Consider the following 21,067-nt stretch of genomic DNA (forward strand, 5'->3'; position numbering starts at 1 on the left):
CGTTACGTGCCCGAGCCCCTGACCTGCGATACTGCAGGCGCGCAGCGCAGCCGCAGGCGTTCCTGCGTTGCCGCCAGCAGCAGGGGCCGCCCACAGCTCTGGGCTCGTTCAATCACCGCGTCAATGCCGAGCCATGGTGGCGCACCACGGCGTCAGGCAGTCCTGCTTTGCAACGAAGCGCAGCCCCGTACGAAAGCCCCGGCACGCTACGATAAGAGTGGCCGCCCGCCCAGGGCAGAAAACGCGCTTTTGGTTACTTTTGCCGCTCGGGCAAAAGTGACTCGCCCCTTCAGGGGCGAAACCAGGGCATATCAAATATCCGCCAGATGTCCAGCCACAGCCACGTGAAGGATGACGGCGAAGTGAAGCCCAAGACTTCATTCAGGCCCTCGTCCCCACCCCCCATCAGCAATGCGCCTTAAAATATCGCATCTCCCATTCCCGGCCCGCCGCCCAACAACCAGCCGTCATGTCCGAGCGCAAGCGCCTCACCCTGAAAGACCTGGCCGCCGAGATCGACGTGCATTACTCGACGGTCTCGCGGGTCATGAACCCGGCCACGCGGCACCTGGTGGCGCAGGACGTGGCGGCGCGCATCCTGGAGGTGGCCGAGGCGCGCGGCTTCCGCCCCAACCGCATCGCCGCCGGCTTGCGCACGCAGCGCTCCGGGCTGGTAGGCGTGGTGCTGCCCGACATCGCCAACCCGGTGTTCCCGCCGATCCTGGCGGGGATCGAGTCGGTGCTGGCGCAGCAGGGCTACGTGCCCATCGTCGTCAACGCCGGCACCGACAAGAGCCGGCAGCGCTTCATCATCGACCAGATGATCGGCCGGCAGGTCGAAGGGCTGGTGCTGGCGACGGCGGAGCGCGAGGACGCGGTGCTCGACTACTGCATCCGGCAGCATATCCCGGTGGTCACGGTCAATCGCGGCGAAGAGACGGGCCGGGTCTCGTGCGTGGTCAGCGACAACCTGCTGGCGATGCGGCTGACGGTAGACCACCTGGCCGGCCTGGGCCATCGCCATATCGGCCATATCGCCGGCCCGGCCGCGCTGTCCACCGGCTTCCTGCGGCGCGAGGGCTTTGTCCAGGCGGTCAGGCGGCACCGCCTGCGCCGCGACGCCTGGCACGTGATCGAGGCCGCCAGCTATTCGCGCGAGGCCGGCAAGCTGGCGTGCGCGCAACTGCTGGAAGCCTTTCCGGCGGTCACCGCGATCGCCGCCGGCAATGACCTGGTGGCGATGGGCTGTTATGACCTGCTGCGCGAGCGCGGGCTGCATTGCCCCGCCGACATCTCGGTAGTGGGCCACAACGACATGCCCTTTGCCGACGCGCTGACGCCGCCGCTGACCACGGTGCGCATCGCCGTCCATGAGATGGGCGAGGAGGCTGCACGGCTGCTGCTGCGGCAGATCGACAAGCCGGGATCCGATGCCGTCACCGTGCAGCTGACGCCGCAGCTGATCGTGCGCGGGTCTACCGCCGCGCCGCGCGACGGCACGTCATAGGCGGGCCGTGCCGCCGCCACTGCGGCCATGAAGGCCTGCGACAGCACGCCCCGGTTTATTCGCGCCGGACCACCCGCCGCGTATTCTGGCAGGCACATGCGGCATAGCCGAGCGCGCGCGCCTGGTAATTCTGGAAGCGCCCGTTGCATGATGGACCGGCCAGCGTGCCTCCCCAGGCGCCGCATTGCGGGCGCCGTTGCTCTGGAACGGGATTTGCTATTGCCATGCAGGACACGTCGCGACAGGACCTCGCATGCTATCCCTTGGCCCCGTGTCGCCGCGCGCCGCCTTCGAGCTGATCCGCGAGAGCATCAACTCCTGGATCGACGACTATGCCCCGAGCATGGGCGCGGCGCTGGCGTACTACACCGTCTTCTCCATTGCCCCGCTGCTGATGATCGTCATCACCGTGGCGGGCGTGATATTCGGCGCGGAAGCGGCGCGCGGCGAGGTCGTCAGCGAGCTGAGCGGGCTGATCGGCACCGAAGGCGCGGAGGTGGTCGAAGACATGCTGGTTGCGGTCAGCGAGCCGGCCGCCAGCACGGTCTCCGCCATCATCGGGGTGGTGGCCCTGCTGATCGGCGCGACCACGGTGTTCGCCGAGTTGCAGTCGGCGCTCGACCGCATCTGGCGGGTCCCGCAGCGCCAGAAGAGTTCGGGCCTGTTTTCGCTGCTGCGCGCGCGGCTGCTGTCGTTCGGCATGATCCTGGGCATCGGCTTCCTGCTGGTCGTGTCGCTGCTGCTCAGTGCCGGCATTTCGGCGATGGGGCGTGAATGGGGACCGCTGCTAGGCATCGACGAGGCGGTCGGGCATGCGCTGGACACTGCCATCAGCCTGGTGCTGACGACCGTGGTGTTCGCGATGATCTACAAGATCATGCCGCGCACCAAGATCCGCTGGTTCGACGTCTGGCTTGGCGCCGTCGTCACGGCGCTGCTGTTCACGCTGGGCAAGTTGCTGATCGGCCTGTACATCGGCAAGAGCGGCGTGGCCAGCGGGTATGGCGCCGCGGGTTCGCTGGTGGTGTTGCTGCTATGGGTGTACTACGCCGCGCAGATTTTCCTGCTGGGTGCCGAATTTACCTGGCATTTTGCCCAGCGCTTTGGCTCGATGCGGCACAGCGGCCAGCCAGCGCCGCCGATCGCGCCGCTACGCGGGCGGGCGCAGGTGGTCGTGGACGAGCAGGCCCGGGGCGAAGCGACCCGCCATCCGGTAAGGACCGGCATCGACGGCGTGACGCCCATCGTGGCGCTTTATGTCGACGAGATCGTGAACGCTGCCGTCAAGGCGGGAGAGCAAGGCCAGGCGACCGCGGTCGCCATCGCGGACGCCGCCGAGAAGGCCGTTGCCCACTTCAGGAGCGCAGCGGGATCGGACAAGCAGGCCTTGCGCAACCGCCTGCGCGAACTGGCGCAGGCGCTGGTGGTGTCTGCCGAGGCGGGGCACCATTCCGGCGATACCCGCGACCTGATCCAGTTCGGCGTGAGCTACGTCGAAGCGTACCTGCACCGGACGCACTGAGGCGCTGCATCGTGCTGCAGCGCGCTGCATCGCCGGACAGGCGAGCGCATCAGACGGCCAGCGCCGGCGTGGCCTCGCCCAATATCACCACGCGGTTGCGGCCGTCGCGCTTGGCCAGGTAGAGCGCCTGGTCGCCGCCATGCAGGAAGGCGCGCAGGTCCGCGAACGGCCCGGCATCCCCGCCGCCGGCCGAACTGGTGGCAACGCCGATGCTGACCGTCAGCGTGCCGAGCGGGCTGGTCGCGTTCGGGATCTCCAGTGCCTGCACCGCATGCCGGATGGCCTCGGCGATCCTCGCGGCGCCGGCGGCCGGCGTGCCGGGCAGCAGGATCGCGAATTCCTCGCCGCCGTAGCGGCCGGCATAGTCGCCCGACCGGCGGATCTGCTTCTGGATGCTGTCGCCGACCGCGGCCAGCGCATCGTCGCCGGCAACGTGGCCGTAGCGGTCGTTGAACTGCTTGAAGTGGTCGACATCGACCATCAGCAGCGACAGCGGCTGGCCGTCGCGCCATGCCCGCCGCCATTCCTTGTCGGCGGCGTCATCCAGCGCGCGCCGGCTGCCCAGGCCGGTCAGGCCATCGGTATTCACCATCAGGCGCAGGTGCGCCTCCATGTCGAGGCGGCGGCGCCACTGGCGCGACAGCAGCACCGCCAGCGCCACGATCAGCGCATCGACCACGGCAATCAGCCCGGCAAACCACCATGCGCGCTTGTACCAGGGGGCCAGCACGTCGTGGACCGAGAGCCCGACCACCACCATGAGCGGGAAGTCGGGCAGGCGCCGGTAGCTGTACAGCCGCCGCACGCCGTCGACCGCGGCGATGCCGATAAAGCTGCCTTCGGTGCCCCGCAGCAGCGGTGCAAAGGAAGGGCTGGCTGAGATATTGCGGCCCACCGACGCATCGTCGTAGGGGCGGCGCATGATGATGGTCCCGTCCGTGCGCAGCAGCGTCAGCGTACCGCCGCCGCCGAGGCTGACGCCATCGAACAGCTTGCGAAAGTAGTTCAGGCGCAGCGTGCCGACGACGATGCCGCGGAACGCGCCATCGGGCCCCGACACCCGCCGGCTCAGTCCGATGGACTTGTTCTGCGCGGTGAGCCGCGGCTGGAACGGCTGGCTGAGGAAGATGCCGGCGTTGGCGTCGTGCACGTGGGCCTGAAAATAGTCGCGGTCGGCAAGGTTCACGGCGCGCGGCGGCCATTGGTGCGAATCGAGCAGCAGGTTGCCGCTGGCATCGGTGGCCAGCAGCGAGCCCATGTCCTCGGCGTTGATGGAGCGGTCGAACAGCACGCGCTGGCGCAAGGCGGTCGGCAGCTGCATCACTTCCGGGTCCTGCATGGCATCGGCGACCCCGGCGATGGCGAACTGGTAGATATGCAGGTTGCGCGAGATGCTGCGCTCCAGCGTGAGCGCCAGATTGGCCGAGGCTTCGCTGGCGCCGGCCAGCGCGTCGCTGCGCATCTGGGCCAGTGCCGCGGCGCCCAGTCCGGCGATGGCAACCGCCAGGGCGATGGTCGCCGGGACGATCATCGCGGCGGGGTTCAGGCGTACGCGCAGGCGTCGTCTTGCAAGGTCGATCATGGAGGCGGGCGCTGCCGGTGCAATTTTTGCAGCATTGTAGTGCCCGCGGGTACCTCGGCCGCGCCGTGGGAAAAAATGTCACACCTGAGTTTAGCGGCCTGCAAATCGCTTCGAGGCGTGCCGAACCGGTTTCAAGTTACAAGTGCTGCCGCCTTCCGCCACCGCGATGAAGTCCTGGATCTGGCTAAGGCGCATGGCTGGCGCTCCGGGGGCGGCGTCAGTCCAGCGTGACCCCGGTGTCGGCGGTCAGCTTCAGCACCACCGGCAGGTAGGCGGTGTAGGCGCTGGCCGCCTCGGACGGCGTGTTGCCGATGGGCTCGGCGCCCATGTCCTCGATCCGCTTCGAAAACGCCGGGCTTTTCACCAGCGCGCTGACCTCGCGCCCCAGGCGGTCGATGATGGGCTGGGGTGTTTTGGCCGGGGCCATCAGCGTGATCGGCCCGGTCAGCCGGTAGGCGTCGTCGGGATAGCCGGCCTCGGCAAAGGTGGGCACGTCGGGCAGCGACCTGGCGCGGCGCGGTCCGGTCACGGCGATCGGCCGCAGCTTGCCGCCGGCAAAGTGCTGCTGCAGCGCGGTGACCGAGCCCACCGTGACGTTGACCTGGCCCGCCAGCAGGTCGGTCACCATCGGTCCCTCGCCGCGGTAGGGCACGTGCAGGATGTCGACACCATACTTCCTGGCCATGTAGGTCTGGATGGTATGCGGCTGGGTGCCCGGTCCCCACGAACCCATGCGCAGCTTGCCGGGCTCCTTCTTTGCAAAGTCGATCAGTTCGGCCACGGTCTTGACGGGCACGGTGGCATTGACCGCCAGCACGGTGCGCGCGGTGGCGATGTCGGAAATCGGGCGCAGGTCGGTGCGCGGGTCGTAGGGCAGTTTCTTGTACAGCGCCAGGTTGGCGGTGATCGGGCTGGGAATGGTCAGCAGCAGGGTGTAGCCGTCGGGCGCCGCCTTGGCCGCCTGGTCGGTGCCGATAATGCCGCCCGCGCCGCCCTTGTTCTCGACCACGATGGTCTGGCCGAGCCGCTTGCCGAGACCATCGGCCAGCGCGCGCGCCAGCGTGTCGGTCAGGCCGCCTGCCGGGTACGCCACCACCAGCCGCACGGGCTTGGTCGGGTAAGCATCTTCGGCGCCTGCGCCAGACGGCAGCAGGCACAAGGCCGCGGCGGTGATCAGCACGACACGCCGGCGGCGTGAAAAGGTGCGGTTTTTCATGTCTTGTCTCCTTTTCGAATCTGTGTCCGATGCCGGAGAACCTTATGGGCGGCACGCCGGAGGGGTCAACACGATGGCCTATATTTCCAATATGTGGAAATTGATTCCGCTTTTTGACACTCGATCACGCGCTGTCCCAGACTGGGTAAAGAGGAAAACGCCATGAACCTGCCGGTCGAACAATTCATTGCCGAACGCCGCCGCGAGGACCCGTCCTTCGGCGGCCTGCTGGCCAAGGGCTTTGCCCTGCTGCGTTGCTTTATCGACGAGCCGCGCCCGCTCGGCAACGGCGAGCTGGCGCAGCGGCTGCAGCTGCCGCGCGCCACCGTCTCGCGCATCTGCCGCACGCTGTTCGAGCTGGGCTACCTCGACTGGGATCCCAAGCTCGACAAGTACTTCGTCAGCGCCCAGGTGCTGGCGCTGGGCTATCCGTACCTGGCCGGGCTGCAGGTGCGCCACGTGGCCCGTCCGCTGATGCAGGCGCTGGCCGACCGCATCGAGGGCGCTGCGTCGATGGGCGTGGCGCACCGGCTCGACGTTACCTACCTGCAGTCCTGTACCCACAACGAGGGCACCCCGGCGCGGCCGGGAACCGGCGCCGTGCGCTCGGTGCTGAGCACGGCCATGGGCCGGGCTTACCTGTGCACCTTGTCGAAGGCGGAGTTCGAAAGCCTGATGGTGGCCGCCCGCGAGGAGCGGCCCGAGGAATACGCGGCGTTCTACGACACGCTGTGCCACAACGTGGCGCACTACCCCAAGCGCGGCTTCGCGCTCAACGAGGGCGATGCCGGCATCGGCGTGTACGGCGTGGGCGTCTATTCGCGCATCCGATACCTGAACCGCCCGCTGCTGTTCAACTGCGCCGTGCCCGGCTCGCAGGTGAAGCGCGGGATGATGGAAAAGAAGGTGGCGCCGCTGTTGATGGAGATGGTCCGCTCCATCGAGGCCGCCACCGGCCTGCGGCAGTAGCCGGCCAGGCCCGACTGAAACCATCCATAAAACAAGACCCGGAGACTGCCACATGGTTGACCTGAATTCCCTGCTGTACCCGCGTTCGATCGCGGTGGTCGGTGCTTCCACCCAGCCGGACAAGGTGGGCGGCATGCCGATCCGGCTGCTGCGCGAACTGGGCTATGGGGGGCGCGTCTATCCGGTCAACCCGTCCGCCGCCGAAGTGCAGGGCCTGCGCGCCTATGGCTCGCTGGCGGACATCGGCGAGCCGGTCGACCTGGCGATCGTGGCGGTGCCGGCCAGCGCCAGCCAGGACGTGATGGCGCAGCTGGCCGGCAACGGCACGCGCGCGGCGGTGGTCTTCACTTCCGGCTTCGCCGAAGCCGGCGAGGGCGGCGTGCGCATGCAGGACCTGCTGGCCCGCAGCGCGCGCGATGCGGGCGTGACGCTGCTGGGCCCCAACTGCCTGGGCGCGATGAACCTGCGCGAGCGCATGTTCGCCACCTTCTCGCCGATCCCGCTCAGCGGCGTGCCGCCGGTCGGCGAAGTCGGGCTGGTCAGCCAGAGCGGTGCCTTCGGTGCCTACGCCTATGCGCTGGCGCGCGAGGCGGGGCTGGGCCTGAGCCACTGGGTCACCACCGGCAACGAGGCCGGGCTGCAGGTGGCGGACGTGATCGCATGGCTTGCCAACGACCCCAACACCCGCGTGATCCTCGCCTACATCGAAGGCTGCCGCGACGGCGCGCGCCTGCGCCAGGCGCTGGCCGCGGCGCGCGCGGCGGGCAAGCCGGTGGTGGTTACCAAGGTCGGCACCACGGCGGCCGGCGCGCGCTCGGCGCAGTCGCACACGGCCAGCCTGACCGGCGAGGATGCGGTGTACCAGGCGGTGTTCGATGCCTACGGCGTGCACCGGGCCCATACGCTGGAAGAATTCTTCCGGCTCGGCTATGTGCTGTCGCGCGGCCGGCGGCCGGCGACCTGGCAACGCCCGGAAGGGAGCGGCGCCGCTGCCGCCACGCCGCTGGCGATCGTCACCGTGTCGGGCGGCGTCGGCATCATGATGGCCGATCGCGCCGAGCAGCTGGGTTTGCCGCTGCCGCCGATGCCGGACCTTGCGGCCGAGGCGCTGCGCACCGCGATCCCGTTCGCCAGCACTGCGAACCCCATCGACGTCACGGGGCAGGTGGTGGCGCAGCCGCGCGTGTTCATGGATGCCCTCGCGGGCGTCGCGCGCAGCGGCGCCTATGGCTGCGTGGCGGCCTTCCTGGCCGGCGGTGCCAATGCGCCGCGGCTGTGGCCGGAGCTGCAGCAGACCATCGGTGCGTTGAGCGAAGACACAAATGCCGCTCCGCTGCTGCTGGCCGGCATTGTCGACGACGACAAGCGCGCATGGCTGGAAGCGCGCGGGTGCCTGGTGTTCCGCGAGCCGGGTCATGCAGTGGAAGCCGTCGCCACGCTGGCGCAGGCGGCGGCGCTGGAATCCGCACGGGATACCTTGTCCGGGACCGGGCCGCGGCGCGAAGCGCGACTGCGCGGCCTGCCGCCCGAAACCACGGCGCTGTCCGAGTACGAGGCCATGGCTTTGCTCGCCGACGCTGGCGTGCCGGTGGCCCCGCACGGGCTTGCGCGCGATGCGGACGAGGCGGTGTGCATTGCCGAGGGCCTCGGCTATCCCGTGGTGGTCAAGCTGTGCTCGCGCGAGATCCTGCACAAGAGCGATGTCGGCGGCGTGGCCCTCGGCCTGGCCGATGCGCAGGCGGTGCGCGAAGCCTTCGCCCGAATGGCGCAAGCGGTCGCCCTGGCGCGCACCGGGAGCGGCGCGCCGGTGCCGTTCGAAGGCGTGCTGGTGGCGCGCATGGTGCGCGGCTGGGGCGAGGTGATGGTCGGCGTGCGGCGCGACCCGGTGTTCGGGCTGGTGGCGCTGGCCGGCATCGGCGGCACCGCGGTCGAGATCTTCCGCCAGACCGCCTGCGGGCTGGCGCCGCTGTCGCGCGCACAGGCGCGCGCGATGCTGCGCGCCAGCCGTGCCGCCGCGCTGTGCGAAGGACATCGCGGCAACCCCGACGTGGATCTCGATGCCGCCGCGCAGGTGCTGGCCACGGTGTCGCAACTGGCAGCCGGTCTGGGCGAGCGCCTGGACACGCTCGAGATCAATCCGTTCATCGTCACCGCGCAGGGGCTGGTCGCCGCCGACGCGGTGGTCACGCTTCGCCCGGACCGTCGTACTGATTCATAGCGACGGCGCGCAACGCGGTGGACAGGATGCCCGCACAGACGGGCGCCGCCCCGCGGCCAGACGCAGTACCTCAATCAAGACTGGAGACAAGCATGCAAAGGCACAAGCACTTGCCGGCGCGGCGCATCGCGCTGCGCGCGCTGGGCGCACTCGGCGCGCTCGCCGTGGCGCTCTGCGGGGTGGTATCCCCCGCGCACGCCGGCCCCAATCCCGGCCCCAATCCCGGCCCCAATCCCGGCCCCAATCCCGGCACCTATCCCGACAAGCCGATCCGGCTGGTAGTGCCGTTCCCGCCGGGCGGCGGCACCGATGTGGTCGGCCGGCTGCTGGCGGCGGGCCTGTCGAAGGAACTCGGCAAGACCGTGGTGGTGGAGAACGTAGCCGGCGCCACCGGCACCATCGGCTCCGCACAGGTCGCGCGCGCCGCGCCGGACGGCTACACGCTGGTGCTTGGCATCTCCGCCACGCATGCGATCGCACCAGCCATTTTCCCGAAACTGCCCTACAACCCGCTGCGCGACTTCGTGCCCGTCAGCCGGCTCTTCTACGGCGGCAACGTGCTGATCGCCGGCCCCGGCTTTACCGGCCGCGACCTGCCCGCGCTGATCGCCGCGGCCAGGCGCCCCGGTGCCGACCTGACCTACGGCTCGTGGGGCAACGGCTCCGGCGGCCATCTCGCCGGCGAAAGCCTCAACGTGCTGGGCGGCATCCGCCTGCGCCACATTCCCTATAAGGGCGTCAGCCCGATGCTGACCGACGTGATGGGCGGCACGCTGCCCGTGGCCATGTCCGACCTTGCCGGCACGCTGCCGCTGATCCGCAGCGGCAAGGTGAGGGCGCTGGCGGTTACCGGCTCCGAGCGTTCGCCGGCGCTGCCCGACGTGCCGACCTTTACCGAGGCCGGCGTGGCGTTCGGCGTGGACAGCTGGTTCGCGCTGTTCGCCCCCGCGCGCACGCCGGCCGAGATCGTCGACAAGCTTGAGCGCGCCACCGTCGCCGTCATGCGCGATCCCGCCATCAAGGCGCAGGCCGACGCGTTCGGCATGCGCTACAGCCCCCAGCCGCGCAGCGCCTTTGCCGCGCAGATGCGCAGCGATGTGCCAGCCTGGGCCGCGCTGGTCAAGTCGAGCGGCGCGGCACAGGAATGAGCCGCACGCGTTCCCACAATTTCCGCCTATTTTTCCCGGAGCCCTGCATGAACCATCCCGCGCCACAGTTCTTCTCCGCACCCGTCTACAGCTCCAGCCAGGAAGCGCTGGTCGCCGCCGCCGCCATACCGCTGGCGATCTACGGCTATCCGCTGGTCGAAACGATCCGTACCTGCAAGCTGCAGACCGCAGTCAGCGAGGCCACCGGCTATGGCCGCGCCCCGGTCAACACGCTGTCGGCGAGCGAGCGCCAGTGGACGCATGAAGACCGCGACGTCGTCACGCCCGCCAATGACCTGCTGTATTTCTGCGGCTGGGCCAACCTGGCCGACGGGGCGGTCACGCTGCGCGTGCCGCCGCTGCCGAAGTGCGACCAACAGCGCGACCGCTACTACGTGGTGGAGCTGCTCGATGCCTGGACCAACAACTTCGAGAACCTGGGCCCGCGCACCGTGCCGGCCGAAGGCGGCACGGTGACGCTGGTCGGCCCCGGCCAGCACGCTGAAGGCGAGCATGTCGTGGCCTGTCCGACCTCGCTGGTATGGCTGCTGGGGCGCGTGCTGGTGCAGGGTCCTGACGACCTGGCCGCGGCCCATGCATTCGAAAGCGGCTTCGCGCTCGAGGCGCCGGGCAAGCCCATGCCGCAATGCGTGCGCGACTGGCGCGATACCGGCAACGAGGCGCTCGATTTCTTCCAGAACCTGTTCAATGCGTTGCGCGAGTACCCGCCCGCCGAGCGCGAGCTGGGCGCGTTCACGCTGCTGCGCAAGGCCGGCCTGAAGCTGGAGGGCGAGGTCGACGTCACGGCATTGCGCGCGGAAGTCCGCGCCGGCCTGGAGAACGCGTATCGCCAGGCCATGCAGCTGATCGAGGCGCATACGCGCAGCCAGGGCCGCAAGAGCTGGGGCTACAGCCTGAAGCTCGGCGTCTATGGCGACGACTGGCTGCAGCGCGCCTGCACCGCGATGAAGGGCCTGGGCGCGTTGCGCGCCGACGAAGCCATCTACGCGATGGCCGATTTCGATGCCGACAGCGAGCCCCTGCATGGGGCGCAGGCATACGAACTGAGCTTCCCGCCCGGCATGCTGCCGCCGGCGCAGGCGTTCTGGTCGGTCTCGCTGTACGGTGAGGACCGCTTCTTCAGCGCCAACGAGATCGGCCGCTACGCCGTGGGAGACCGCACGCCCGGCTTGCGCATGGAGCCCGACGGCAGCCTGGTCATCCCGATCTCGCACCGGCGGCCGGAACAGGCCGAACAGGCCGACAACTGGCTGCCCGCTCCCGCGGGCCCGTTCTACCTGATCCTGCGCCTGTACCATCCCGCGCCGGCCTTTATCGCGGGCGAGTACCGCATTCCGCCGGTGCGCCGGGTTGCCTGAGGAGCGAGATTCCATGACAAAATCCGCCGATTCATCCGCCGATTCTTTCGCCGGTTCCCGACTGCCCGCGCTGGCCCGCGAGGCAGTGCTGTACACGCTGCCGCTCTACGAAATGGCGCGCATGCGCGCCGCCACCTGCCCGCGCCGCCGCCGTGAAGGCGCCTTTGCCGACGCGCGCCCCGACGGCACGCTGCGCTGGGTCAACCAGTTCTTCCACACGCGCCAGCTGCTCGGGCCGCAGCACCGGCAGGTGGTCACGCCCAACAACGACACGCTGTACAGCAACGCCTGGCTCGACCTGTCGCAGGGACCGCTGCTGCTGGAGGTGCCGGACAGCGCCGGCCGCTACTACGTGCTAGGGCTGCTCGATTTCTATACCAACCCGTTCGCCTACATCGGCAGTCGCACCACCGGCACGCAGGCCGGGCGCTTCCTGCTGCACGGTCCCGGCTGGCAGGGCGAAGCCCCGGCTGGCGCCACCGCCATCGCCTGTCCGACCGATGCGGTGTGGCTGCTGGGCCGGCTGCTGGTGGACGGCCCGGACGACCTGCCCGCGGTGCATGCGCTGCAGGACCGCTTCCGGCTGACGCTGCCGGACGGCGGCGACGCGGTGCGCGCGTACGATGTCGGCATGCAGCCCAACGAACACCTCGGCGCGTCGCCGCAGCAGGTGCGGCGCTATGCCGACGTGGTGAACCGCGCGCTGCGCGAGAACCCGCCGCCAGCAGACGAGGCGGCGACAGTGCAGGCCTTCGCCGCGCTCGGCCTCGGTGCCGCGAGCGAGGGCGTGCCGCTGAAGGAAACGCAGGTGGCGCTGCTGGCCGCTGCCATGGAGCAGGTGCTGGCCGAACTGGCCCGGCCGATGCCTTCCGCGCTGGGCGGCGGCTGGAACCTGCCGGTCGAGATCGGCGCGTCGTTCGGCACGCGCTATGCCGAGCGCGCGCAGGTGGCGCGCAACTACATCGGCGCGCTCGGCATGGAAGAGGCCATGTACATCATCGCCGATTGCGATGCGCACGGCCGCCCGCTCGACGGGAACGAGCCGCACGAGCTGGCGTTCCCCGCCGGCCAGCTGCCGCAGGTGGGCGCGTTCTGGTCGCTGACCATGTACGACAAGGGCGACTGCATGCTGGTGGAGAACCCGATCGCCCGCTATTCGCTGGGCGACCGCTCGCCGAGCCTGCGCTACGAGCCGGACGGCAGCCTGCGCCTGCACCTGGGCGCCGCGGCCCCACGCGACGCGGCGCGCCACGGCAACTGGCTGCCGGCGCCGGCAGGGCCCTTCTACGTGGCGCTGCGGCTGTACGTGCCGGGCGCGGCGCACCTTGGCAAGACCTTTTCGTATCCGGGGATCCAGGCCGTGGAGGCATGACGATGACTGCTGACAAGATATCGCGCAGGGACCTGCTGGCACGCATGCGCGACGTGATGCTGCTGGGCGCGGCGCCCGCGCTGGCGCCGCTGTCCGCGCTGGCGCAGGCGTATCCGGCGGGCACCGTGCGGCTGATCTCGCCGTATGGCCCCGGCGGGTCCAATGACACCTCGGCGCGGCTGCTGGCCGAAGCGCTGAGCCGCAAGTATGGCCAGCAGTTCGTGGTCGAGAACAAGCCGGGCGCCGGCACCCGGGTCGCCAACGAAACGCTGGCGCGCGCCGCCCCCGACGGCTACACGCTGCTGTGGGCCGCCGCGCCGTTTGCCATCAATACGGCGGCCGGGCTGCCGCAGCAATACGACATCCACAAGGATTTCGTCGCGGTCGGGCCGCGCGTGCTCGGCCCGGTGTTCCTGATCGTCAAGGCGGATTCGCCGGCGCGCTCGGTCGCGGATTTCGTCAAGCTGGCGCGCGCGAAAGCGGACGGCGTGACCTTTGCCTCGCCCGGCGCCGGGTCGGGGCCGCACCTGACGGCGGAACTGTTCGGCGCACAGGCGAAGTTCAAGGTGCTGAACGTGCACTACCGCGGCGATGCCACCGCCTACACCGAGCTGCTGGCCGGCCGGGTGGATGCCACGCTGACCGCCATCACGACGGCGCTGCCGTTTATCAAGGCGGGCAAGCTGCGGGTGCTGGCGGTTGCGTCGGAGCAGCGCACGCCGGTCTATCCCGATGCGCCCACGTTAGTCGAGCAGGGCTGTCCCGGCGTGACCGGCTACGGCTGGTTCGGCCTGATGGCGCCAGCCGGGACGCCCGCGGCGATCGTGCGCCAGCTCAACCAGGATGCCAGCGCGGTGCTGTCCGACGCGGATATGCGCAGCAAGCTGGCGGCGCTGGGATTGCAGCCCGAGCCGGGCGACAGTGCCGGATTTGCGCGGTTCATCGATGCGGAAGTGCGCAAGTGGGCCGCGGTGATCAAGGCCAATGGCGTGGTGCTGGAGTAGCGGCATGCACGCCACATGCGGGCGTGCATGTGGCGAGCCTGTTGCGTCCAGATGCGCGAGTGGAAGATGGGTAATCGCCCCGATCCGGACCATCGGATCGGTGCGCTGGTCAGCGAAGCCCATTTCGGTCCTTTCGGTCACGACTTTCCAGAGCGTGGACGAAGCCATCGCGCTGGCCCCATCTGGATCGACGTATCGGACCGGTCGGGCCACAGCTGAGTGACATGGCGAGCCATGCCCCGGGTCCCGTCCGGGACCGGGCATGGCGCTCGCGCGATGCCCGGTCGCGCCGCAACACACGTATCATGCGCGACTCGCCGGAGTCCGCTCCCGCATTTTTTCCTCCCATCGTCCCTCATGAGGTCATCCGTTCAATGCAAGCAGGTGTCATCCGAAGCAAGCGTCAGGCAACACTCATCGGGCTGATCGCGATCCTGTTATGGAGTTCGATCGTCGGCCTGATTCGTGGCGTCAGCGAAAGCCTTGGCGCAACCGGCGGCGCGGCCATGATGTATTCCGTTGCCTCGGCCTTGCTCTGGCTGACTGTCGGCTTCGTCAAGCCAGGTGAATTTCCCCGGCGCTACCTCATCTGGGGAAGCCTCCTGTTCGTTTCCTATGAGCTGTGCCTGTCCCTGTCCATTGGCTATGCCAACAGCGGCAGGCAGGCCATCGAGGTCGGCATGGTCAACTACCTGTGGCCGAGCTTTACCATGTTGTGCGCCATTGCATTCAACGGCCAGAAATCGAACCTGCTGGTCGTTCCCGGATTTGCGATTGCCGTCCTTGGCATTTGCCGGGTGCTTGGCGGCGACCAGGGACTGGACTTCGCCGGGATGGCGGCAAATATCCAGGACAACCCGCTCAGCTACGGGCTGGCCTTTGCGGGCGCCATGATCTGGGCGGCCTATTGCACCGTGACCAGCCGCATCGCCGGCGGCAAGAATGGCGTCACGCTGTTCTTCATGCTGACGGCGCTGGCGCTGTGGATCAAGTACTTCACCGGCGACGGCGGGGCAATGGTGTTCAGCTATGAGGCCATCCTGTACCTGGCGCTGGCAGCCTCCGCGATGGGGTTTGGCTACGCTGCCTGGAACGTCGGCATCCTGCACGGCAATGTCACGGTACTTGCCGGCGCCTCCTATTTCATCCCGGTCCTTTCCGCCGCGCTGGCGGCCATGCTGTTGCGCACGCCGCTGTCGATCGCATTCTGGAAGGGCGCATCCATGGTCTGCGCCGGCTCCATCCTGTGTTGGCTCGCTACGCGCGGGCAACGTGCCAGGGCACCGGCTTCGCCGGAACCGGGCGCAGCGCACGAGCGCGCCCACGGGCAGTGAAATCCATTCAATAACAGGACAAGAATATTGTTGTGCGTGTTGAGGCGCCGGCATTCGCGCAGGGCTCGGTGACCTTGTACGGGGTCTCCTCGAACCGGAACCAGCTGCTGCTGCGCACCGGGATCCGGCACTTCTTCTGAGCCGGTAATCCGTCGGGTCCTGCGCGTCAGGGATGCCAGGTCGACGGCTTTTCCAGCTGCATGGCGGGCCGCTGGCTGCCTGCCATCGCATACGACAGCTTGTTCGCGGCGTCGACCACGGTCTGCGCCAGCTCGAGCAACCGCGCTTCGCTGAGCCGGGAAGTCGGTCCCGAAATGCACATCGAGCCCAGCAGGCGCCAGTGCAATCCGAACACCGGCGCGGAGACGCTGGAGACCTCGGGTTCGCGCTCGCCGAGCGACAGGTGGAATCCGCGGCGCCGGATCATTTCATAGGGCTCGCCCGGCTCTCCCGAGAACGCCAATATGACCCGGCCGGGCGAGCCGCTGTCCAGCGGCAGTGCCGCGCCGATCCTGACGTGATGGCGGATGGCCTGCGGCCCTTCGACCCGGAGCAGGCAGGTGCGCTGCTGACCCTCGCGGATGTAGAACGAAGCGCTTTCGCCGGTCCGGATCGTCAGTTCCCGCAGGACCGGCTCCACCACTTCCTGCACATTGAACGTTGCCTGGTAGCACGCGCCCAGCCATCCCGCGGCGCGCCCCAGCCGCCAGTTGCCGTCTTCCTTCTGCACCAGGTAGTTGTCCGCCGCCAGCGTCCGGGCCAGCCGCAGCACGGTGGTCTTGTGGATGCCGGTGCGCCGGCTCAGTTCGGCCAGCGACAGGTGCGGGTCATTGACCCCGAAGGCTTCCAGCACGCGTAACGCGCGCGTCACCGCAATCACGGCGCTCGGCCCCTCATCGCCGGTTGAGGCGACCTGTGTATCACTTTTCCGGTTCATGACGCGAAATGCGGTGCACGGTATGAAACGGCATTGTATGACGTGAAACGGTCGACCACAATCCAATCACAACGAAGCCTCACAACGAAACCAGATTCGGAGACACCAATGAAGGCAATATCCCGTCGCGGCCTCCTGGCCATTGCAGGCATCCTGTTGGCATCCGCCACGGCTCATGCCGCGCCGCAGTATCCGAGCAAGCCCATCAGGGTCATCGTCCCGTTTCCCGCCGGCGGCGGCACCGACATCATCGCGCGGGAAGTGACCACTACCGTCGCCAGGTCGACCGGCTGGGTCTTTGTCGTGGAGAACAAGCCGGGGTCCGGCGGCAACCTCGGCGTGGACGCGGCAGCCAAGGCGCCTGCCGATGGCTACACCATTGCCCTGGGGCAGACCAGCAACCTTGCCATCAATCCCTCGCTGTACGAGCGGCTGCCGTACGACCCGCTGAAGGACCTTGCGCCGATCAGCCTGGTCGCGTCCGCGCCGCTGGTGCTGGTGACGCACGTCAACTCGCCGTACAAGACGATGAAGGACGCAATCCAGTCCGCCAGGGCAAAGCCCGGGTCGCTGAATTTTGCTTCGCCGGGCAATGGCACGGTGGCGCACCTCGGTGGCGAGCAACTGCAAGGCACCGCGAAAGTGAAGTTCACCCATGTGCCGTACAAGGGCGCGGCACAGGCGGTCAATGACCTGATGGGCGGGCAAGTCGACCTGTACATGGCGTCCGTGCCGACGCTGCTCGGGCATATCAAGAACAACAAGCTGCGGCCGCTCGCGGTGACCTCATCGAAGCGCCTGCAAGACCTGCCCCAGGTGCCGACCGTTGCCGAGTCGGGCTATCCCGGCTTCGAGACGGCGACCTGGTTCGGCTTCGTCGCGCCTGCCGCGACACCGAAGGAAATCGTGATGCGCCTGAATACCGAGTTCAACAAGGCGCTCAAATCCCCGGCACTCGCCAGCAAGCTGAACGAACAAGGGGCATCGGTGCTCGGCGGCACACCCGAAGCATTCACCGCGCTGATCAAGCAGGACATCGGACGCTGGGCGGCGGTCATCAAAGCCTCCGGCACAAAGCTGGATTGAGCGGCACCGTATCCAACCATTTCTCAAATTTCGCTGGAGTTCGTCATGGCTTTGCCCAACATCATCAAATCGTTCGATCGCGTACCCGCTGACATCATCGCGCGCGCCGCCAGGTTCCAGCCCGCAATCCTGTCGGATGTCGGCGGACGCCGCGGCGCCCTGCACGGCCGGATCAAGGCCCTGCGCCCGACCATGAAAGTCGCCGGTCCGGCATTCACTGTCGAAGTCCGTCCGGGCGACAACCTGATGATCCACGCAGCCCTGGCGCTTGCGCAGCCCGGCGACGTGCTGGTTGTGGACGGCAAGGGCGACCAGACCTCGGCGCTGATGGGAACCATCATGATGCATGCCGCCCGCCAGCGCGGCCTGGCGGGTGTGGTCCTCGATGGCGCCGTGCGGGACAGCCTCGAGCTGGACGACATGCAGTTCCCGGTCTTCTCGGTGGGCACGAATCCCAATGGTCCGACCAAGGAAGTCGGCGGCCGCATCGGACACCCGATTTCCGTCGGGGGCGTGACGGTGAACCCGGGCGACTATATCTGCGGCGATGCCGATGGCCTGGTCGTGGTGGAGCGCGAGAAGATCGAGGCCCTGCTCGACGCCGCGGCGAAGAAGGAAGAGGCGGAGGCCAGGCGCATCGAACAGATAAAGGAGGGCAATACCACCGCGCCGTGGCTGCTGGCATCGCTGGTGACCGCCGGCGTCCTGAAAGAGGGAGAAGCATTGTGATGAACCGGCCAGTCATTATCGTCACGGGTGCGGACCTGGCACCGGAAGCCCTGGCGCTGCTGGGCGACTATCAGGTCGTTTTCGCCGGCAGGACACCCCAGACCGCCGACCTCGTCGCGCTGGCAACGAAGCACAATCCTGTCGGCATCATCGTGCGCTATGGCGCCGTGACGGCCGAAGTCATGGACGCGGCCCCCGCCTTGCGGGTGATCTCGAAGCACGGCACCGGAACCGACACCATCGACAAGGCCGCTGCCGAGGCGCGCGGCATCAAGGTGACCGCCGCTGCCGGGGCCAATGCCGCGGCCGTTGCAGAACACGCGCTGGCGCTGATGCTTGCGTGCGCCAAGTCGGTGGTGCAACTGGACGCGCGCATGCATGCCGGCCACTGGGACAAAGCCACGCACAAGAGCCTGGAGCTGAATGGCCTGACCATCGGCCTGATTGGCCTGGGCGCGATCGGGCGGCGGTTCGCCAGAATGTGCGACGCCATCGGCATGCGCGTGATCGGCTTCGACCCGTTTGCCACGGACTTGCCGGACCATATCGAAGCCGTGCTGCTGGAAGAGATCTGGAGACGATCGGATGTCATCTCGCTGCAATGCCCGTTGACGGCCGAGAACAGGGAAATGGTCAATGCCGGCACACTGGCACAGTGCAAGCGTGGCGTGATCCTGATCAACACTGCGCGCGGCGGGTTGATCGACGAAGCGGCGCTGCTCGAAGCCGTCCGCTCGGGCCACGTCGCCGCTGCCGGCCTGGACAGCTTTGCGCGCGAGCCGATGCAGGTGCCGCATGCCTTCCAGGGAGAGCCGGGCTTCGTGCTCAGTCCGCATATCGGTGGCGTGACCAGCGCGGCCTACGTCAATATGGGTGTCGCAGCGGCGAACAATACCCTGGCGGTCCTGCGCAGGCTGGCCGAGCCGGCGCTTGGACCGCACTAGTCGCAGTACTCCCTGACAAGAACGTTCGCAAGATGGAGACAGCATGAAACAGATGAACATCGGAGCTGCGCTGCTCCGGGCGCTGGCACTTGCCGCGCTTGCCGCCATGTCGACGGCGGCGCAAGCCCAGGGGTGGCCAGCCAAGCCGGTCAAGATCGTCGTTCCTTACCCGCCTGGCGGCGCCGTGGACGCCGTCACCCGCAAGATGGCACAGCGGCTCACCGAGCAGACGGGCCAGAGCTTCTATGTCGAAAACAAGGCAGGCGCGACCGGAACGATCGGCTCGGCCCAGGTTGCGCGCGCCGCGCCGGATGGCTACACGCTGCTCGCCAACGATACGACCTACGCGCTGTTGCCTCACATCTTCAAGTCGCTTCCTTTCGATGCCGCAAAGGACCTGCAACCTGTCGCGGCATACGTGTTCGCCCCGATGGGCGTGGTGGTCAAGGCTGACGGCAAGTACAAGACGCTGGCCGACCTGATTGCCGCGGCGAAGTCCGACGACAAGGTTTCCTACGGGTCGGGCGGGCCGGGCTCGACTCCGCATTTCGCCAGCGAAGCCTTGGGCCTCGCCGCGGGAACGCACTTCATGCATGTGCCATTCAAAGGCGCCGGCGAAGCAACCATCGCGTTGCTGAGCGGTACCGTCGACTTCCAGATGGCTTCTATTCCGGGCGTGATCGGACAGGTCAAGGGTAACAAGCTGGCGGTGCTGGCCGTCAGCGGCACGAAACGCCTGCCCGCGCTGGCCAGCGTGCCCACCTTTGCCGAGGCCGGTGTCAAGGGCTACGGTGTCACCAATTTCACCGGCTTGTGGGCGCCCAAGGGCACGCCCGCCGACGTGCTGGAGCGAATCCAGAACGAGGTGTCCAAGGCGATGGCAACGGCGGACATGCAGGCCTATGCTGAGAGTATCGGTGCCGAGCCGGGCTATTGGGATGCCGGCACGTTCAGGACCGAAGTGGCCAGCAGGACCGCCTTCTGGGGGAAGGTTGCACGCGGGACGGGGTTTCAGAAGCAGTAATGGGCGCGCCGCTGCAACAGGACGATCAACAGGTGTCGAGACATGTTTCTACTGAATTCGCCGGTCATACGTGAAGCGTCGTCGTTCTCCAGCCTGCCTGCCCGCTATCGCCACCCGCGGCGAACCGAATGGTCCAGGGCGAACCAGGGAGGGCGCGAAAGCGATTCCTTCCTAGAAGGCCCCGTCTTCGACTATGCCGGCAACCTGTACGTCACCGATATTCCCAATGGCCGGATCTTCAGGATCGACCAGAAGGGCGATTGGGACCTGGTTGCCGAATGGGACGGCGAGCCCAACGGGATGAAATTCCTGAATGCCGGGTCCTTGCTTGTCACGGACTACCGCAACGGGCTGATGGAGGTTGACGTGCGAACGGGTACCGTCCGGCCGTACCTGCCGCGCCGGAATACCGAAAGCTTCAAGGGCGTCAACGACTTGACGCTGGACTCTCAGGGAAACATCTATTTCACGGACCAGGGGCAAACGGGGCTGCATGACCCTAGCGGCCGCGTGTATCGGCTGACTGGCGAAGGGCGCCTCGAACTGCTGCTTTCCAACGTGCCGAGTCCGAACGGCATCGTGCTGTCACCGGACGAGCGCTTCCTGTTCGTTGCCGTCACACGGGGCAACTGCGTCTGGCGCATGCCCTTGCAGGAGGACGGCAGCGTATCCAAGGCCGGGCAGTTCTTTACGTCATATGGTCCCAGCGGGCCGGACGGCCTCGCCATGGATGTCGATGGCCGCCTCCTTGTTGCCAATCCCGGCCTTGCCTATGTCTGGGTGCTCAATCATCGTGCCGAGCCGGTCGAGGTGATCCGTGGCACTGCTGGCCATTCGCTGACCAACGTCGCCTTCGGCGGACCCGATGCAAGCACGCTTTACGTGACCGATTCAACTGCCGGCGAGATTCTGCAGATTGGCATGTCGGTTCCCGGCGTGAGGCACCGGCACCTGGCCGGGTGAGCACCTGAGCGAGCGGACCGCGGCGTCACGGTCGACCGGCCTGGCACGCGCCGGGTTGATGAGGTAGCCGCCGCGCTACTTAAGCAATCTCTTATAGACCGGCAAAGAATCGCTGAATTTACCTTAAGTGAGC

General features: G+C 67.9%; 17 protein-coding genes. 14 read left to right on the plus strand and 3 right to left on the minus strand.

Features of this window, described 5'->3' with window-relative positions:
• Positions 1 to 469 precede the first annotated feature (469 nt).
• Both ACAD63_RS25235 and ACAD63_RS25240 read left to right on the plus strand, forming a co-directional pair.
• Entirely contained in the window at positions 470 to 1,507 is a 1,038-nt protein-coding gene (locus ACAD63_RS25235; protein WP_133094360.1) for a LacI family DNA-binding transcriptional regulator, read from the plus strand.
• Between the two features lie 253 nt (positions 1,508 to 1,760).
• Positions 1,761 to 3,029 carry a YihY/virulence factor BrkB family protein gene (locus ACAD63_RS25240; RefSeq protein WP_133094361.1) on the plus strand — a complete coding sequence of 423 codons (1,269 nt, stop codon included), beginning with the start codon at positions 1,761 to 1,763 and terminating at the stop codon, positions 3,027 to 3,029.
• Between the two features lie 49 nt (positions 3,030 to 3,078).
• Here ACAD63_RS25240 and ACAD63_RS25245 read toward each other — a convergent pair whose 3' ends face one another.
• Positions 3,079 to 4,611: a sensor domain-containing diguanylate cyclase gene (locus tag ACAD63_RS25245; RefSeq protein WP_434034522.1), complete on the minus strand. Its 1,533-nt coding sequence runs from the start codon at positions 4,609 to 4,611 to the stop codon at positions 3,079 to 3,081.
• Positions 4,612 to 4,828: 217 nt separating this feature from the next.
• Complete coding sequence (locus ACAD63_RS25250) at positions 4,829 to 5,827, minus strand: Bug family tripartite tricarboxylate transporter substrate binding protein (protein ID WP_434034523.1); 999 nt, start codon at positions 5,825 to 5,827, stop codon at positions 4,829 to 4,831.
• Between the two features lie 162 nt (positions 5,828 to 5,989).
• Between ACAD63_RS25250 and ACAD63_RS25255 the strand changes: the two genes are divergently transcribed.
• The 7 genes from ACAD63_RS25255 (at position 5,990) to yddG (ending at position 15,251) form a co-directional block, all read left to right on the plus strand.
• Entirely contained in the window at positions 5,990 to 6,796 is an 807-nt protein-coding gene (locus ACAD63_RS25255) for an IclR family transcriptional regulator (protein ID WP_133094364.1), read from the plus strand.
• Between the two features lie 52 nt (positions 6,797 to 6,848).
• The gene (locus ACAD63_RS25260; RefSeq protein ID WP_434034524.1) at positions 6,849 to 9,014 is read left to right on the plus strand and encodes an acetate--CoA ligase family protein; all 2,166 of its coding nucleotides are present in this window, start codon (positions 6,849 to 6,851) and stop codon (positions 9,012 to 9,014) included.
• 92 nt (positions 9,015 to 9,106) lie between these two features.
• Positions 9,107 to 10,162, plus strand: coding sequence for a Bug family tripartite tricarboxylate transporter substrate binding protein (locus ACAD63_RS25265; RefSeq protein ID WP_434034525.1), 1,056 nt, complete (start codon positions 9,107 to 9,109; stop codon positions 10,160 to 10,162).
• A 47-nt stretch (positions 10,163 to 10,209) separates the two neighbouring features.
• On the plus strand, positions 10,210 to 11,541 hold the full coding sequence (locus ACAD63_RS25270) for a DUF1254 domain-containing protein (RefSeq protein WP_195427108.1): 1,332 nt from the start codon (positions 10,210 to 10,212) through the stop codon (positions 11,539 to 11,541).
• Between the two features lie 13 nt (positions 11,542 to 11,554).
• A complete protein-coding gene (locus ACAD63_RS25275) occupies positions 11,555 to 12,913 on the plus strand; it encodes a DUF1254 domain-containing protein (RefSeq protein WP_135702932.1) in 1,359 nt (452 codons plus the stop codon).
• Positions 12,914 to 12,915: 2 nt separating this feature from the next.
• Complete coding sequence (locus ACAD63_RS25280; protein ID WP_434034526.1) at positions 12,916 to 13,917, plus strand: tripartite tricarboxylate transporter substrate binding protein; 1,002 nt, start codon at positions 12,916 to 12,918, stop codon at positions 13,915 to 13,917.
• A gap of 389 nt (positions 13,918 to 14,306) precedes the next feature.
• Positions 14,307 to 15,251 carry an aromatic amino acid DMT transporter YddG gene (gene yddG, locus ACAD63_RS25285; RefSeq protein WP_135703955.1) on the plus strand — a complete coding sequence of 315 codons (945 nt, stop codon included), beginning with the start codon at positions 14,307 to 14,309 and terminating at the stop codon, positions 15,249 to 15,251.
• A 166-nt stretch (positions 15,252 to 15,417) separates the two neighbouring features.
• On the opposite strand, the gene ACAD63_RS25290 is transcribed toward yddG, so the two are convergent.
• Entirely contained in the window at positions 15,418 to 16,188 is a 771-nt protein-coding gene (locus ACAD63_RS25290; protein ID WP_133094370.1) for an IclR family transcriptional regulator, read from the minus strand.
• A 108-nt stretch (positions 16,189 to 16,296) separates the two neighbouring features.
• Between ACAD63_RS25290 and ACAD63_RS25295 the strand changes: the two genes are divergently transcribed.
• From ACAD63_RS25295 to ACAD63_RS25315, 5 genes are read left to right on the plus strand one after another with little or no spacing between them, the layout of a single operon-like run.
• Positions 16,297 to 17,274: a Bug family tripartite tricarboxylate transporter substrate binding protein gene (locus ACAD63_RS25295; protein ID WP_135702929.1), complete on the plus strand. Its 978-nt coding sequence runs from the start codon at positions 16,297 to 16,299 to the stop codon at positions 17,272 to 17,274.
• Between the two features lie 45 nt (positions 17,275 to 17,319).
• Positions 17,320 to 18,003, plus strand: coding sequence for an RraA family protein (locus ACAD63_RS25300; protein ID WP_135702928.1), 684 nt, complete (start codon positions 17,320 to 17,322; stop codon positions 18,001 to 18,003).
• Positions 18,003 to 18,947, plus strand: a complete 945-nt coding sequence (locus tag ACAD63_RS25305) for an NAD(P)-dependent oxidoreductase (protein ID WP_135702927.1) — start codon at positions 18,003 to 18,005, stop codon at positions 18,945 to 18,947. The genes ACAD63_RS25300 and ACAD63_RS25305 overlap by 1 nt, the downstream gene beginning before the upstream one ends.
• Positions 18,948 to 18,990: 43 nt before the next feature.
• Complete coding sequence (locus ACAD63_RS25310; protein ID WP_434034527.1) at positions 18,991 to 19,971, plus strand: Bug family tripartite tricarboxylate transporter substrate binding protein; 981 nt, start codon at positions 18,991 to 18,993, stop codon at positions 19,969 to 19,971.
• A 42-nt stretch (positions 19,972 to 20,013) separates the two neighbouring features.
• On the plus strand, positions 20,014 to 20,934 hold the full coding sequence (locus ACAD63_RS25315) for an SMP-30/gluconolactonase/LRE family protein (RefSeq protein ID WP_434034528.1): 921 nt from the start codon (positions 20,014 to 20,016) through the stop codon (positions 20,932 to 20,934).
• Positions 20,935 to 21,067: the final 133 nt, after the last annotated feature.

This window comes from Cupriavidus sp. a3 (assembly GCF_051015765.1).
Classification (GTDB): Bacteria; Pseudomonadota; Gammaproteobacteria; order Burkholderiales; family Burkholderiaceae; genus Cupriavidus; species Cupriavidus oxalaticus_A.

Excerpts from the sequence above, each read along its gene's own strand:
- ACAD63_RS25235 (WP_133094360.1), top strand. The coding sequence starts at position 470 with ATGTCCGAGCGCAAGCGCCTCACCCTGAAAGACCTGGCCGCCGAGATC.
- ACAD63_RS25275 (WP_135702932.1), top strand. The coding sequence starts at position 11,555 with ATGACAAAATCCGCCGATTCATCCGCCGATTCTTTCGCCGGTTCCCGA.
- ACAD63_RS25265 (WP_434034525.1), top strand. The coding sequence starts at position 9,107 with ATGCAAAGGCACAAGCACTTGCCGGCGCGGCGCATCGCGCTGCGCGCG.
- ACAD63_RS25280 (WP_434034526.1), top strand. The coding sequence starts at position 12,916 with ATGACTGCTGACAAGATATCGCGCAGGGACCTGCTGGCACGCATGCGC.
- ACAD63_RS25245 (WP_434034522.1), bottom strand. The coding sequence starts at position 4,611 with ATGATCGACCTTGCAAGACGACGCCTGCGCGTACGCCTGAACCCCGCC.
- ACAD63_RS25315 (WP_434034528.1), top strand. The coding sequence starts at position 20,014 with ATGTTTCTACTGAATTCGCCGGTCATACGTGAAGCGTCGTCGTTCTCC.
- ACAD63_RS25305 (WP_135702927.1), top strand. The coding sequence starts at position 18,003 with ATGAACCGGCCAGTCATTATCGTCACGGGTGCGGACCTGGCACCGGAA.
- ACAD63_RS25240 (WP_133094361.1), top strand. The coding sequence starts at position 1,761 with ATGCTATCCCTTGGCCCCGTGTCGCCGCGCGCCGCCTTCGAGCTGATC.
- ACAD63_RS25270 (WP_195427108.1), top strand. The coding sequence starts at position 10,210 with ATGAACCATCCCGCGCCACAGTTCTTCTCCGCACCCGTCTACAGCTCC.
- ACAD63_RS25250 (WP_434034523.1), bottom strand. The coding sequence starts at position 5,827 with ATGAAAAACCGCACCTTTTCACGCCGCCGGCGTGTCGTGCTGATCACC.
- ACAD63_RS25260 (WP_434034524.1), top strand. The coding sequence starts at position 6,849 with ATGGTTGACCTGAATTCCCTGCTGTACCCGCGTTCGATCGCGGTGGTC.
- ACAD63_RS25290 (WP_133094370.1), bottom strand. The coding sequence starts at position 16,188 with ATGAACCGGAAAAGTGATACACAGGTCGCCTCAACCGGCGATGAGGGG.
- ACAD63_RS25295 (WP_135702929.1), top strand. The coding sequence starts at position 16,297 with ATGAAGGCAATATCCCGTCGCGGCCTCCTGGCCATTGCAGGCATCCTG.
- ACAD63_RS25300 (WP_135702928.1), top strand. The coding sequence starts at position 17,320 with ATGGCTTTGCCCAACATCATCAAATCGTTCGATCGCGTACCCGCTGAC.
- ACAD63_RS25255 (WP_133094364.1), top strand. The coding sequence starts at position 5,990 with ATGAACCTGCCGGTCGAACAATTCATTGCCGAACGCCGCCGCGAGGAC.
- ACAD63_RS25310 (WP_434034527.1), top strand. The coding sequence starts at position 18,991 with ATGAAACAGATGAACATCGGAGCTGCGCTGCTCCGGGCGCTGGCACTT.